The organism is Pseudomonas sp. TE3728 (genome assembly GCF_056279145.1).
The window spans coordinates 4,504,976-4,519,357 of record NZ_JBWBQT010000001.1; the positions used below are offsets into that span (position 1 = coordinate 4,504,976).

A 14,382-nucleotide genomic window follows, 5' to 3' on the forward strand; every position below is an offset into this window, starting at 1 on the left:
CCGCCGCGAATTTTCGTGGGCGGGCCTTTTTGTTTTTGGGTGAAAAAAGAGCGCGATAGCGCCATTTCAGTGGTTCGACACAGCGCGTATCAACCCGTAATAAGGAAAATAACATGTTGAACAAGCGAATCAGCCTGATCGCACTGGGGATGTTGAGCGCCACTCAGGCCATGGCTAACGACCAGGCTGAATCCAAGGGTTTTGTTGAAGACAGCAGCCTCAAAGTGCTGCTGCGCAACGCCTATATCAATCGTGACTATAAAGACGGCAACCCGGACAAAGCCGAATGGGGCCAAGCGGCCATCGGTACTTTCTCGTCCGGTTTCACCCAAGGCACCGTTGGTGTCGGTGTGGATGCTTTCGGTCTGTACGCACTGCGTCTGGATGGCGGCAAAGGCCGCAGCGGCGCCGGTGGTATCGACTTTTTCAAACAGGGCGACAGCGGCAACGCGGCTGACGACCTGTCGAAGGGTGGCGCAGCAGTCAAATTCCGTCTCTCCAGCACCACGCTGACCTATGGCGACCAGATGCCGGCCTTGCCGGTGCTGAACTATGACAACTCGCGCCTGCTGCCAGAAAGCTACACCGGCACTTTGATCACCTCCAAGGAGATCAAAGGTCTGGAACTGAACGCAGGTCGCTTCACCGCCGAATCGCGCAAAAGTGCTGAAGGCCGTGACAGCGGTGGCTTGAAGTCGATCAACGTGTTGGGCGGTAGTTACCAGTTCACCGAACAGTTCAAGGCCGCGCTGTACGCGTCCGACGTCGAAGATGTATTGAAGAAGCAGTACGTGAACGCCAACTACGTGTTCCCGATCGACAAGGATCAGTCCCTGACCCTGGACTTCAACGGCTACCGCACCAAGCTGGACGATTCCTACGTCCGCGAAAGCGGTGCTACCGGCGACGACAACAAGATCTGGAGCTTGGCAGCGACCTTCGCCACCGGTCCGCATTCGTTCACTCTCGCTCACCAACGCAGCACCGGCGACAGCAACCTGGGCTATGCCTACGGCGGCTATCAGAAGGATCAAGGTCGCGTCGGCGACGGCGGCAATACCATCTACCTGGCGAATTCCTACTGGTCTGACTTCAATGCCGAAGACGAACGCAGCTGGCAGTTGGGCTATGGCCTGGACTTCAGCACTTTTGGCGTTCCTGGCCTGAGCTACAACGTTGCCTACGTGCGCGGTGACAACATCACCACCTCCACCAGCGAGGGCGGTACCGAGCGCGAGATCTTCAACCAGTTCAAGTACGTCGTGCAAAGTGGCCCGGCCAAAGATCTGAGCGTGAAGGTACGCAGCTCGATCCTGCGCGTGTCGCACAAATCCAGCGAGTACAACGTCAGCGGCAACGAATTGCGCGTATTCGTGGATTACCCGATCAACATCTTCTGATGATCGACTGAGTTGTTCAAACTCGATAAAAACCCTGACTGGTTCAGGGTTTTTTTCGCCTCATGAACGTAGGAAAATACAAAAAATGGCTGTTTTCGATCGCAGAAAGTCGAATTAAAGCAACTTCATACCGCGTTTCAATCAACGCTTGATATGCCTGAAATTCTTTCTCATGGGCCGCAAATCCTGCACCTACTAGATTAAGCCGCTAAATGCAGCGGAGACCTAGTAATGATCGTTTTAAACAGAGAAGTTGGCGAATCGCTACGGCGCGACAAATATGTCAACGTCCAGGGAGCTGACTTTAATCTGTTCGGTCATTTTTCCGACTTCGTCAGATTGACCAAAAGTTGGGAAAGCATGGAGCCGGACAGCTATTACGGCCAGGCCGATGCGGGCATGCGTTTCCGTCGTTACAGCGATTTCGAATACAACCCGGTCACCCGTGACTTGACGCAGCTGGAACACCGCGCCTACGTGCAATCGAAGGCCAACAACAGCTACGTCGGTGGACTTGAGCGGCACTTCCAGGATTTCTCCAACGAAGTCATCAATTCGCCGGTGATGCGCAGCCTCATTGATGCGGATTTCGAGGTGTACAAACACGTATTGCCGCCGGAGTTGCACGACGAAATCTGGCAATGCCAGATCCATCAGATCCGCATTGAGATCAAGCCAGGCAAGCAACTGGAAATCACCCCTGAAGGCATTCATTGCGACGGTTATCCGTTCAGCGGTGTGCATTTCTGGGGTCGCAATAACGTGGATGGGGCGGAGAGCCGTTTGTATTCGGCCCAAGAGGAACAATTGGCGGCGACGACCTATCTGGAAATCCTCGACACCACCTACTTCCTCGATCGCGACATGCGTCACTACGTGACACCGGCACGTAACACCCACGCCCACGAAATGGCCTATCGTCAGATTCTGGCCATTTCCTTCTCGCGGCCCGGGACCGCTTTCGACATTGTTCGCTGAACAGCTAGACCCCATGTTGCACATCGCTGAGTGCCCTGCACCGGTGATGCTGCAGCGCGCGACGGCCAAGGATGCCCAGCGCCTGGAGTGCTTCTTTCGGCAATTCGAAGAAGTGTCGTTCTGTGAATGGCAGGACGCCAAATGCCTGCGCGGTGTGTTGGTGCAAAAAACCACTGCTGCGTTCCTCGCGCTCGATATCCGTGGCGAAGTAGTCGGCGCGGTGTTGGGCGGCATGCTCGGCAGCCGTGGCACCATCAATCACTTGGCGGTGAGCCCGGTGTATCGCAGCCAGGGCGTCGGTCAGCGTCTGGTGGAAGCGGCGTCGGCAGACATGAAACGGGTCGGTGTGCTGCGGATGTTCCTGTTCGTTGACGATGCTAACCTTGCCGGCAAACGTTTTTGGAGTGCCCAGGGCTTTTGCGAGCCGCGTGGCGAAACGACCTTTGAGAGGGACTTATGAATGAGACGTCCAGCAGCCAGCCGCTGATGGTCGAGCCCCAGCCCTCGCGCACGTTTGCTGAAGCGAGCCCGGTTATTGCGGGCTACTTCACGGTGTCGTTTGTGTTCGGTTTGATGGCCGTCAATGCCGGATTGCCCGTGTGGCTGCCGGTCGCGATGTGCCTGTTCGTCTATGCCGGTGCCTCGCAGTTCGCCGCCCTGGCGCTGATCTCCAGCGGCGCGTCGCTGACCACCATCATCCTCACCACGTTTCTGATCAATGCACGGCACATGCTGATGTCGGTCTACATGGCCAAGGCCTTGCAGGCGATGGGGCTCAGTCGTCTCGAGCGCTGGTGTTATGCCGGCGGGCTGACCGATGAATCGTTCGCCTTCCACAGCGTCAAACTGGGCAAGGGCACGCCGGTCAATGTGCGTTATCTGATCGGCTTCAATCTGTATTGCCACACGTCGTGGGTACTGGGTGGTTTGCTGGGAGCAATTTGCGCGCAGTACGCGGCGCACCTGATCAAATATCAGCTCGACTATGCGCTGACCGCGATGATGCTCTACGTGCTGGTATCGCTGTGCAACACCCGCAATAAACTGATCGCCGCACTGGCCGCGGTCGCCTGCATGGGTGTCCTGAGCCTGATCGGCAATTCACCCTTCAACGTGTTCATCGCCACATTTGTGGGCTGCGGGGTGGGTGTATGCCTGACCAAACGTTCCTGATCCTGGTCGTCGTGCTAATGATGGCCGTGACGTTCCTGCCGCGTGCGTTGCCGCTGCAAGTGAACACCGACCATTGGCCGCCCTTCGTCGCCAGGGCGCTGGAATACCTGCCGGTGGCGATCGTCGCTGCAATCAGCCTTACGCCGCTGTTGATCAAGGATCAGCAGGTGCAGCTCGATCGCCCGGAATTCTATGCAGCGATTCCGACGTTGTTATGTGCGTATTTCAGCAAAAACCTCTTTCTCAGTGTGGCGGTTGGGACGGCTGCGTACATTGCGCTCGGGTCGTTCATGTAGTGACAGAGCAACCACGTCGTTCAAGGCCTGGCCCGATAACTCGGGATTATTGACCGCCAACCGCACTTCGAGGGAATCCTCGAAACCCGGGAAAATGGTCAGGCCGTTACGCAGCGCCGCTTCACGGGAAACCATGCCGAGGCCGTCCATTTGCGTGATCAACGACAGGGTCAGGGTCTCGCTGCAGGAATAGATCATCCGCTTGCCTGACTCGTAATTACCAAGGCCGGCGTCGAGAAAACGCAAGAAGCTGTGGGAATACGGACAATCATCGGCAGGCCGAACCTGAAACTTATTGCCGAGCAGCATCAGCGGATCGTTTTCCTGTCCGCAATGAGCACCGACCACCTGCACCTGTACATGGGGCAGGGCAATGCTGGGTAACCCCGGTTGTTGCGGGCCGATCAGCACGGCCAGGTCGAAATCCTCATTCTTCAACTTGCTGAGGTTTTCCATCGACTCGGCGTAGCTGAATTCCAGTTGATAATCAGGAAACACCTCAATGAGGCGTCCGATCATTCGCCGGTTGAAGTCAGCTGAGAGCGTGGTGTTAAGCGCAACCTTGAGCGTGCGCTGCCCAGGCACCTTCAGCGCGGCGACTTTTTCTTCCAGTTGCCGCGTGGCGACCAACACTTTGTCCATGTAGGGCGTGAGCTCCGTGCCCTGCGTTGTCAGGGTCAGCCCCTTGTTGGAGCGACGAAACAACCGAAAACCGAACTGCTCTTCAACCTTGTTCAACTGCGCGGCCAATGCCTGCACGGTCAAACAGGAATGCTCTGCCGCCGCCGACAATGAGCCGGTCTGCACAATGCGCATGAGGTTACGTAAGGTTCTGCTATCCATTTGGGTAATGCCCTCTAAAGTGGGCTGGCTATTGTTGTGTACCTGGCCGCCGGGTGGGCGTCGGTCGCGTGCTGGCTATGATCCTGCACCTGAGCATGCTTGTCCCGAGTTTAGTAGCGAAATGATTCTGCGTCCGATGGTTTGAGGCTTACACAGGATCGGGTTTTTGGTGGAGGGTAGGTGATCAGGGGGCAAAAAAGGCCCGGATGGGGGGAGGGTGGGCGTTTTTTGGCAGCAGCTAAACCTTTTTCCAAGGCAAAAAAAAGCAGCCTGATCAAGCTGCTTTCATGAATAGGTGCTTGATATTGTGCTCCCTCAAGCAGGGGAGGAGAGGTTTACCCGAGCGCTGATTTTCAGGTCATCAACGGGGCTCCTACATCGACTATCGCCACCTGAAGGCAGTCGGTTTCGCGCTCTCGATTAAATTTTCTTCCCGTGTGACGCGGGTGTCAACGGGTTATTTGACCGTGTGTCGGCGTTTTTTGGGGCTGCGAAAATCTCTTTTCGCTGGGAAGCAGATGGGTTCGGCTAATTCGTTGGCTGGGGATGTTGTTGCACCTCGTAGCGGAGGTCTGCTCATTCCTCTCCAGCGCTAACTAGCATCAATCAACGCTCGTTCTTCCAGCCAGATTTCCTGAACAAACTGATCTGTAATCGCATAAATCCCATGCCCTCTGCGCATGATGATGTTCTCGGCTACCAGCGCAATTACCACCGGCTGAATCTCTTCAACACGCACCTCTCGACCGACAGTCTTCGAATACTCAGCCGCTGCATCAATGGAGAATATCCCCCGTGCATTGCCTTCTGTGGATGCGATTTTGTTGAAAATAGCCTGAGCCAGACTGCCTAACTGCTCCACTTTTTCAAGCTCAATATTGGCCGCTGCCGAGCGCAAAGTACTGGCAATTACTGGCAGAAAAAGATCGGGATCACCTTCTTGCTGCATCAACTGCCGTAGCGCCTTGAGCATTTCTTCAGGTCGATTCCCCAAGGTGTTGAATGCTTCAATGGCAACCTCGAGAGACGGCAACTTTTCCTTCTTCACCGTCATTGCGAGGCGGTTGAGCAGGTATTCAACATAATCACCTTTCAACACCGGATAAGCCGTCGACGTTGCACCGGCAAACGCCTGGTTCCGCTTTGCGGTCAGTTCACTGACTTGCGCCCGGTGCGATCCTGTTCCGATGAACAGAAAGTAGCCTGGTGTATTCGGGCGTGGATTGATTGCATCACGAGCCGCTTTAAGTGCCAGGAGCAACTGATTGCCGTCGTCAGAGGAAATGGCATGCTGCACTTCGTCGATGATCAGCACCAAGTCTGTTTTCGCTTGATCGACCACCTCAGTCAGCGCCTGTGCCAACGATGGCCCACCTGCATTGCCAATGCTGTCGAGCTTGAAACCAAACTTGAATCCGGCTGCACCGACATCGACACCGCTAACACGCTTGAGCATTTCGAGCAGACTGGAGCCGGGCGTTTGGAGTTCTTCCAAGCGTTGACGGATAGCGTCATGCACGAGCGTTGCGGGATTGGCCAGTGTGTCGCTCCATAAGTCGACGTAAATGACCAGAGCACCTGCTTCTTCCAGGGCCGGGATGAGGTCGTTCCTCAGGAATGTCGTTTTACCGGTCCTGCGCAGGCCGGACAGAAACAAACCTGAGCGCAGACCCTCATCGAGAACTCCCGGATTGAGAAGCTGATTTGCCATCTGTTCAGCCAGTTCAGGGCGCTGAAAAATGCTGCTCATGCGATTACCTTTTTTTATGGATAAGCCATAATTATTGACCAGCCATAATTTAGCATAAAGGTTTGAGTGTGGCCTGCGAGCGTTCAGATCAGCAATCTTTCTGAACTTTCGTAGCGAAAGAAAAGGTTCAAGGCATGTCATCAAAATAAACTCATTACACCACGTCACTAATGATGTTCCCGTCCCCACCTTTATCCCCCTGATCCAACCTCCTACATTCCTCTCCAATGCCTCCCCATCAATTCCGATGAGAGGGTCACTGGAGATTCCTCATGCCTTTCGTAAGCGTACGCATCACCCGCGATGGCGTTACCTCCGAGCAGAAAGCTCAGGTGATCGCCGAAATCACTGAAACCCTGGAACGCGTCCTCAACAAACGCCCGGACCTGACCCACATCGTGATCGAAGAAGTCGACACCGATAACTGGGGCTATGCCGGGATCACCACTACCCAATACCGCAAGCAACTGGCTGAGGCGCAAGGGCAGTCATGACCGCGTCTGTCAAAACCATCATTCAGTAGTAGAGGGTTCATCATGAGCAATTCGAAAAAAGTCATCGCTATTACTGGCGCCTCTCAAGGTCTCGGCGCAGGCATGGTCAAGGCCTTCCGTGATCTCGATTACCGGATTGTCGCCACTTCGCGTTCGATCCAGCCATCCACCGACCCGGACATCCTCACCGTTGCCGGCGACATCGGCGACCCGGTGATCGCCCAGCGAGTCATCCGTGAAACGATCGAACGTTTCGGCCGTATCGACACCTTGGTAAACAACGCCGGGATCTTCATCGCCAAGCCATTCACTGCCTACACCCCCGAGGACTATGCTGCTGTGCTGTCGGTGAACCTGAATGGTTTCTTCTACATCACCCAACTCGCGATCACCGAGATGGAAAAACAGGGCAGCGGCCACATCGTCAACATCACCACCAGCCTGGTGGACCACGCGATTGACGGTGTGCCGTCGGTATTGGCCTCATTGACCAAAGGTGGATTGAACGCGGCGACGAAATCCTTGGCCATTGAGTACGCCAAGCGTGGCATTCGGGTGAATGCGGTTTCCCCGGGCATCATCAAGACGCCGATGCATGGTGAGGAAACCCACGAAGCACTGGGAAGTTTGCACCCGGTGGGGCACATGGGAGAGATCAGCGATATTGCTCAGGCTGTGGTGTATCTGGACAGCGCCAACTTTGTCACCGGCGAGATCTTGCATGTTGATGGTGGGCAGAGTGCGGGGCACTGAGAGCGGTTCAGGAGTAGGGCGCTGTTCACAGCAAGGACGACGACCAGCGCTCTCATCCTTGAATCATTAACCTCCGAACGGCGCTACCTTGATCGGTTCACCTTTCTTCGCGCATGACGGCGGATTGGTCATACCCAGCGTCAGCAGGTTGCCGCCGTTAATGATGCAGTTGAACTGCTGGTTATCATTGGTTTTAAGCGCGACATAAGTATTCGTGCCTTCAGTACGACGGCTGACAATACTCAAGTCAGAAGGTGAATAGCCCAACGCGCCGGCGCTCTGAGATTTGATCTGCTCATCGGTTAGCGTGTTGGTACTGCTGGCGATGGAGTTGCAGCCGGCCAGAGTGAACAACAGCGCACCCGCCAGGGTTATTTTGTGAAGAGTCATGGGAGTGTTCCTTACTCGTTGGTGTTTCTTTCGGTCGTGTGGTGCCACGTAGTTACCGGAAATCACAACTGAGGAAAGCAGTGGCTTGTGAAGCGTAGCAGAGGGAGATCTGCTCATTAGTGGCTGAGAGACTTCTTGTGCTGACTGTTCGGGCCGATGCTGTTAGCCCCACGAACCCCCAGAAACAACAAAGCCCTCGCATTTCTGCAAGTGCTTTGTTTTGATGCAGTGCTGGAGCAGCGAAGGATGCTCCAAGCCGATGATTTCGTTTCTTCCCAAGGATGGATATTTACCTAATGCTCAAGTTCAACGCTCATCTCGGTTTCCAATTCAATGAATTGCCTTTTCTGCAACGCATCGAAGCCGCCGCCGCAGCGGGTTTTCGGGCAGTGGAGTTCCCGTCGCCCTATGAATTCGACGCGAGCCTCCTGGCAGACCACCTGGCGCAATACAGTCTGCCGTTGATTCAGTTCGCCGCACCGGCGGGCGTTACCAAAGGCATCGCTGCCTTGCAGGGCAAGGAAGAAGAGTTTCGCCACGGTTTGCTCCAGGCCGCCCGCTATGCAAAGGCGCTGGCATGTTCGGATGTCCACATCATGTCTGGCGTTACGGCGCAGGATGACGCAGGACCTATCTTCGGAGGCAACCTGGAGTATGCCGTCAAGTACTTCGAGGATCAGGGATTGCGGCCGCTTATCGAAGTCATTTGTACGCAAGAGATGCCGGGCTATTACATGTCTGACTTCAGCAAGGCGCAACAGGTGCTGGAGACCTTCCCGAGTGTCGGGCTGATTCTCGATCTTTACCATGCTCAGCTTTTGACCGGAGATGCGGTAGATGTTCTGGCTCGGTTTTATGACAGAACAGTCCATGTGCAAATAGCCGACTGCCCGGGGCGTCACGAACCGGGAACAGGGAACATCGACTTCGCAGCTTTGTTCGCCTCGCTGGAGCAGCGTGGCTACACAGGATGGATCGGGTGTGAATACCGTCCTTCCGGTTCCACTGTTGCGAGCCTTGACTGGATTAAACAGCTAAGTGCTTAGCGCTTGCGATGCGGACGGGATTCGTATTTCACATACGAGCGATCAGAGCTAATCCACCAAGTTCTATAACTTCAGGTACTTAGTGGCACGTCATTGCGCCCAAAAAAACTAAATCCATCCTGTTGTTTCTACGATGTTTAAGAATTCATTGCTGGAGTCGTGCTGCTTCCGGCTCTGGCATGGCCGCCAGCGAACTAAACTAGTTGTATCTCTGTAGCAGATGTCTCTCCAGAGGTAAGGAGGTGTCAAATGGCCATTCGTGATACCTATCAGGAAATTGAGCAGACCCTGGGTCTGGTACCGGAGTGGATCAAGCAGATGCCGGAAGGCGGAGCGATCGGATTCTGGGGCGTGGCCCGGGACTTCTGGCTGGCGGATACCAAGATTCCTAATAAGTACAAGGAGTTGATAGGTCTGGCGGTTTCCGGGGCGACCCGTTGCAAGTATTGCGCCCTGTTCCATACCGAAGCCGCGCGCTTGTTTGGCGCGAGCGATGAGGAAATTTCCGAAGCCAGCTTTATGGGCTCGCTGACCATGATGGGCAGCACCTTTATTAACGCCCAGCAGATCGATTACGAGCAGTTCCGGCAGGAAACGCTGAGTATCGTCCGGTATGTCAAAGATCACTCGCAACCCAAAGCCGCTTAAGCCGTTGCGCGAACCTGCCCTTCGCCAGCTGACGAAGGATAAGTTGATTGCAATCACCAGCGATGGTCCCAGGACCACCGCTCGGTGGCAAGCGGCTGTGCTGCGAGCCATCAGCGAACTAATGCAATACAGCGATACCGGCCGCGAAGAAAACCAAGACCTGCGCATCCCCTTCGCCAAAGCACTCCATGACCTCTATGCCGGACAGAAGTCCGACGCCCAGTTGACGGAAATGGTGCTGCTGATGCTGGAAGTGGAAACCGCCCCCTTGCTCGGCAAAGGGCCCCAGGCAGGAGCTGCATCCGGGAACAACAACCCCTGAGAAGTGGAAAAGGGACAACTTTATTTTCCCAGATGGAAATCGTCGTATCCCTGGTTCGAGCAAAAAAGACCCGCACGATTTGAGCATGCAGACAATGCCAACCTAGGCTTGGCGGGTGTGTTGGTGTGCATTTCAGGTGGGTGCAGTCGCTCGTCAACGTCATGCTGAAGCGAATGTGTAATGGCAGGCGCGCAGGCGAATTTGGTGGGGCTATCAAGGTCGGGTGGAAGCAGATTCTCCAACCCCAGAAACAACAAAGCCCTCGCATTGCTGCGAGGGCTTTGTTTTGTATGGTGCGGCACCAGGAGTCGAACCTATACCTAACTATCTGTAAATAAAGTTTTTTATAGGCGGCTAGTCTTGGATATACCCCTAAATCTACCTCTAGCTAGGTGAAGACGCACGCATCTGACTTTTTGAGCCCTCCTGATGAAAATGAGCGATATTCGTTTAATTTGCAGAAGCGAATTGCATTGAAGGGAGGGCTGGTAGTGAATAGTCAAAAATATGTGGGTGTAGTAGCTTTGTGCCGGTATGCTTTCCGACTCAGCTAACTATCCCGGTGCTGAGCGTAGGGTATGGAGATCAGAAATGGAGTTCGGGGCTGTAGAAGTTAACGACGACCTTTGGAATGTCCTTCGTAAAGGCCAGAAAAATGCGCTTGAGCTGGCATTCGATTACCTTAACCAACCAGAAACTCGCCATTCATGCTTGGTAAGCATGCCCACCGGGGGTGGTAAAACAGGAGTGATTTCTGTTCTAGCCCACTTTGGGCAACAGCAGAAAATATTAGTTATTTGCCATCGTTCGGCGGTACGGGAGCAACTGGTTAAGCAGCTTTCAGGGGAGTTTTTCACTGATAGACTGCCTGAATATGATATTGAATTGAAAACAGTAATTGATGGTGTGGCACTTACTGAAGATAAAAGTATAAATGTTACTACTTTTCAGATGTTGTCGTCGCTATCTGAGGTGGCTTTAAGTGCGTTAGTTGAGGCTGTGGATCTGGTAATTGTGGATGAGGGACATTCCGAGCCGTCCCCAATCTGGAGTGAAATATCACGGTCATTTAGAGCCCATAAAGTCATAATAACTGCTACGCCATATAGAAACGATTTATTTAAATTTGATGTTGCTCCCGAATGGAGCTATGTTTATACATACAAACATGCGCTTGAAGACAATGTTCTCTGTGAGCCGGTTTGGGAGTCTATGGCTTATGAAAGACTGCTTCCGCGTGTAAAAGAACTTTTAGAGCAACAGCCTAATACCAAGTGTATTGTAAAATGCGAAAATGTTGAAGCTATAGAGTTATACGCCGAATTATTTTCTCCGGAGTTTTCTGTATTGGCTGTCCACCAACAGTTTTCAGGCGATGCAAGAGAGAACTTTAAATCTACAGTTCCTAGGTCACTTAAAAACTCCAGTTATGATGTGATTATTCATCAGAGAAAACTTGATGAAGGTATAGATATTCCACAAGCAAAAATTCTGGTTCTGACATATGCCGTCCGTAGTGGTCGAGAGCTTGTGCAAACAGTCGGGCGGGTTGTTCGGGCACATCGGAATTATGATGCGTTTACGTTGGAAATAAACTCGAACTCCAACTCGAGCTTGTGGAGAAATTTCCTAGATTTTGATGAGTATATTAGTGTTCGCGATAATTGTGTTTCGTTCTTAAAGTCACTTGATACATCAATGCTCCTAAAGAGGTATCTTGATGCCTTCCCTGATGTAAGTTATTTTGACTCAGGCTTTAGGAAGAAATTTGATATTGATAATTTCGATGTGGAACAAAGCTTAACTATTCCTCTGGCATCTCTCTGTTTTATAAAGAAGACGCCTGCTTTTACGATGGCTAAATTTATAGATGCCTTATATTGGAAGCTCACTATGGCTGGTGAGCTTGTCGTAATTCGAGAGTCTCTAGGTTTTTCAATTGCTCTAAGCATAAGTTTTAGTAATTCAAGGTTTTTAAAGGATTCTTTATTTTTTGAGCCGGCGCTTCAAGTTGTAATTTGTAGAGAGCTTGGTGACCTATTCGTTGTTTATGATAGTAGAGGCGTTAACTATTCGAGTGAAGCTGAAATTGGTCTTGGCGGTGTAATTTCACTGGAGGAAATTCTATCCCTCGGAGCAAGAACTGACCGCATTAGAACCAAGTCGGCCACAAGTATGGCCATAGGCGAAGCTAGGCGGCGTCCAGAAGGAGTCTCATGGCGAGGACGTAATCTCGAAGATATTCACTCGGCGCAGTCCAACGCCTCCTATGCACTGTCAACACTTATGGTTGATAATCTATCGCAGAATGGTGTTGCACAAAGTAGCTATTACCTCGGTGTAGGATCTGGACGAATTTCTGATCAGAAGAATAGGAACCTAAGTCTGCGCGGATTAGCTGCGTGGATAGATGATGTTGTAGATGTGATAAATAGCGGAAGGGTCGTCGAAAGTAATTTAATAAATTCTTTCGCGAAGCCCGTTGCTAACCCTCCGGAGTGTGAGCCTGCAAGCATCATTCTTGATTTTTGTGATTTTTCCGATCCTCTGATGTTTGCGTTAAATGGGCAGGAGTTTAATTTAATTAATGATATTATTTATCTAGAGTATGTGTCTGGCTCTAATAGTTTTGTTTATCGGACGGAACTAGGGGATGTGCATATCTATTTGTCATATGACATAAATACACACGCACCTAGACTTGTTTTAGATAGTAACTACAGGCTTCTTAATCAACAGATATCTGATTCCGGGCAGGAGTTTTTCTCTGGACAGTCGATGACGGAAGTGTTTACTGCTGGATTGCAGAGGATTCTGTATATAAATTCATCAGCGTTCTACCAAGGACGATATTATAAATTTAGACTACCACTTGAGGCAGGATTTGACTTAGATAAATCCGCCATAGGTCGCTCAATTATAAAGGTAAACGAGTTACTTTCGCCCGGAATGGATGAAAAAGGAGGTTCCGCTGGGTTGGTACAAAACGCTTTTCTACCTAATTCCGTGTTTTTTTTAATAGACAAAATTCGAAATGTAAATGACTCTAATATGCGTGTGGCTGAATATGGTCCATTTTTCTCGCATATACCTGATATTGATTATTTGCTCTGCACTGATTTAAATACAGAGCCTGCAGATTTTATTGCCAGTTCTGAAACAAAGTTGGTATTTATACATGTTAAGTGTGGAGATACTTTGCAGCCGCGATCCTCAGCGGGTGCAATTGCAGAAGTAGGTGGGCAAGCAATAAAAAATATGGAGGTTTTGATAAGTCCTAATAAGGATCTTAAGTTTGGGAATCATCGATTGCTAGGCGCTCCGTGGCGATTAGATCTAACTCACCCTGACCTCCTAAAGCGAGTGCGGCTGATTCATAAGGAAGCCCCCGACGCTTATATGGCGAGATTAGGGGTGGGTTATGAGACTGTGGTTGATGAAGCGTGGCGCGTGTTTACTGAACGAAGAAATTCTTTACGGGTGGAAAAAGAAATTTGGATTGTGATCGGAAACGCTTTTTCTCGGACTCATTTTTCTAATCAAGTGAGTCGCGGTAATGAATGCATACATGAAAGTCTTCAGGCATTCCAGTTGCTAGACTCATGGACAGCAACTTCGGCAAATAATGATGTGGCATTCAAGGTATTCGTTTCCTAGGGGCTTTTTTGCGAGTGGTACTCATTGATTGAGAGGTTCAGTGAGGGCAAGTTTGGTTTTGTGACTCTTGTAGTACCTAAGGGGAGTTAGTTATTTATAGCATGGTAAGATTTACTCGAAAACAAATCTGAAGTTTTGCCGCACTGTTTTTATAATGATTGTAGTTTGATGTCGGGGTAAACCAATGCAACTGGTTTGGGAAAAGTTTACATACGATACACTCGAAGATGCTAAGCGTCAGTGCTTCTGTTTGTACGTATTCCACCATCCTCAAGATGGAGATAGGCCTTTTTATATAGGTAAAGCTAAGAGTTTCGGTACAAGTCAAAGTTCTGGTTATACAGCTTCTGCTAGGTATAACAGTGGATATATGCACTTGATTGCTGGAATGTTACGATCTGATTTTTCACTCTACATTGCACATATCGGAGAAGCTGCATTCAAGGATGTAGAGGCATACGAACAAGAACTTATTTATCAATGGGGGTCGGTGCGGAAACAAAAAATTAAGCCGAATCGTAAATCTGTGACTACTGTAAAACCATGGGCTACAAGTGACAGTTTGCTCAATGCTATGCCAAAAAGCGATATGCCTTAATCTCGCCATTAATTTTACTTTAGCAATGGAGAAA

General features: G+C 51.3%; 15 protein-coding genes. 12 read left to right on the forward strand and 3 right to left on the reverse strand.

Annotated features, from left to right (window positions below):
* Window positions 1–113: 113 nt before the first annotated feature.
* From ACZ89R_RS19730 to ACZ89R_RS19750, 5 genes are all read left to right on the forward strand, one after another.
* Window positions 114–1,400: an OprD family porin gene (locus ACZ89R_RS19730; protein ID WP_429544840.1), complete on the forward strand. Its 1,287-nt coding sequence runs from the start codon at window positions 114–116 to the stop codon at window positions 1,398–1,400.
* A 231-nt stretch (window positions 1,401–1,631) separates the two neighbouring features.
* A complete protein-coding gene (locus tag ACZ89R_RS19735) occupies window positions 1,632–2,378 on the forward strand; it encodes a 2OG-Fe dioxygenase family protein (protein WP_429544839.1) in 747 nt (248 codons plus the stop codon).
* Between the two features lie 46 nt (window positions 2,379–2,424).
* On the forward strand, window positions 2,425–2,838 hold the full coding sequence (locus tag ACZ89R_RS19740; protein ID WP_192346624.1) for a GNAT family N-acetyltransferase: 414 nt from the start codon (window positions 2,425–2,427) through the stop codon (window positions 2,836–2,838).
* Window positions 2,835–3,551 (forward strand): AzlC family ABC transporter permease, encoded by a 717-nt coding sequence (locus ACZ89R_RS19745; protein ID WP_253547142.1) that lies wholly within the window; start codon window positions 2,835–2,837, stop codon window positions 3,549–3,551. The genes ACZ89R_RS19740 and ACZ89R_RS19745 overlap by 4 nt, the downstream gene beginning before the upstream one ends.
* Window positions 3,530–3,847: an AzlD domain-containing protein gene (locus tag ACZ89R_RS19750; RefSeq protein ID WP_008068739.1), complete on the forward strand. Its 318-nt coding sequence runs from the start codon at window positions 3,530–3,532 to the stop codon at window positions 3,845–3,847. The genes ACZ89R_RS19745 and ACZ89R_RS19750 overlap by 22 nt, the downstream gene beginning before the upstream one ends.
* Here ACZ89R_RS19750 and ACZ89R_RS19755 read toward each other — a convergent pair.
* Window positions 3,764–4,690, reverse strand: a complete 927-nt coding sequence (locus ACZ89R_RS19755) for a LysR family transcriptional regulator (protein WP_218396915.1) — start codon at window positions 4,688–4,690, stop codon at window positions 3,764–3,766. The genes ACZ89R_RS19750 and ACZ89R_RS19755 overlap by 84 nt on opposite strands.
* A gap of 592 nt (window positions 4,691–5,282) precedes the next feature.
* Window positions 5,283–6,440, reverse strand: a complete 1,158-nt coding sequence (locus ACZ89R_RS19760) for an AAA family ATPase (protein WP_429547833.1) — start codon at window positions 6,438–6,440, stop codon at window positions 5,283–5,285.
* Between the two features lie 272 nt (window positions 6,441–6,712).
* Here ACZ89R_RS19760 and ACZ89R_RS19765 point away from each other — a divergent pair, with 272 nt between their 5' ends.
* Window positions 6,713–6,934 carry a tautomerase family protein gene (locus ACZ89R_RS19765; RefSeq protein ID WP_007897514.1) on the forward strand — a complete coding sequence of 74 codons (222 nt, stop codon included), beginning with the start codon at window positions 6,713–6,715 and terminating at the stop codon, window positions 6,932–6,934.
* A gap of 42 nt (window positions 6,935–6,976) precedes the next feature.
* The gene (locus tag ACZ89R_RS19770; RefSeq protein WP_429544838.1) at window positions 6,977–7,687 is read left to right on the forward strand and encodes an SDR family NAD(P)-dependent oxidoreductase; all 711 of its coding nucleotides are present in this window, start codon (window positions 6,977–6,979) and stop codon (window positions 7,685–7,687) included.
* 66 nt (window positions 7,688–7,753) lie between these two features.
* On the opposite strand, the gene ACZ89R_RS19775 is transcribed toward ACZ89R_RS19770, so the two are convergent.
* On the reverse strand, window positions 7,754–8,077 hold the full coding sequence (locus tag ACZ89R_RS19775; protein ID WP_063341871.1) for a hypothetical protein: 324 nt from the start codon (window positions 8,075–8,077) through the stop codon (window positions 7,754–7,756).
* 296 nt (window positions 8,078–8,373) lie between these two features.
* On the opposite strand from ACZ89R_RS19775, the gene ACZ89R_RS19780 reads away from it, so the two are divergent.
* The 5 genes from ACZ89R_RS19780 (at window position 8,374) to ACZ89R_RS19800 (ending at window position 14,348) form a co-directional block, all read left to right on the forward strand.
* Entirely contained in the window at window positions 8,374–9,123 is a 750-nt protein-coding gene (locus ACZ89R_RS19780) for a hydroxypyruvate isomerase family protein (protein WP_429544837.1), read from the forward strand.
* Between the two features lie 249 nt (window positions 9,124–9,372).
* Window positions 9,373–9,771, forward strand: coding sequence for a carboxymuconolactone decarboxylase family protein (locus ACZ89R_RS19785; RefSeq protein WP_007939479.1), 399 nt, complete (start codon window positions 9,373–9,375; stop codon window positions 9,769–9,771).
* Window positions 9,737–10,093, forward strand: a complete 357-nt coding sequence (locus ACZ89R_RS19790) for a hypothetical protein (RefSeq protein WP_429544836.1) — start codon at window positions 9,737–9,739, stop codon at window positions 10,091–10,093. The genes ACZ89R_RS19785 and ACZ89R_RS19790 overlap by 35 nt, the downstream gene beginning before the upstream one ends.
* A 591-nt stretch (window positions 10,094–10,684) precedes the next feature.
* Complete coding sequence (locus ACZ89R_RS19795; protein ID WP_429544835.1) at window positions 10,685–13,750, forward strand: DEAD/DEAH box helicase; 3,066 nt, start codon at window positions 10,685–10,687, stop codon at window positions 13,748–13,750.
* Between the two features lie 184 nt (window positions 13,751–13,934).
* Window positions 13,935–14,348, forward strand: coding sequence for a hypothetical protein (locus ACZ89R_RS19800; RefSeq protein WP_429544834.1), 414 nt, complete (start codon window positions 13,935–13,937; stop codon window positions 14,346–14,348).
* Window positions 14,349–14,382: the final 34 nt, after the last annotated feature.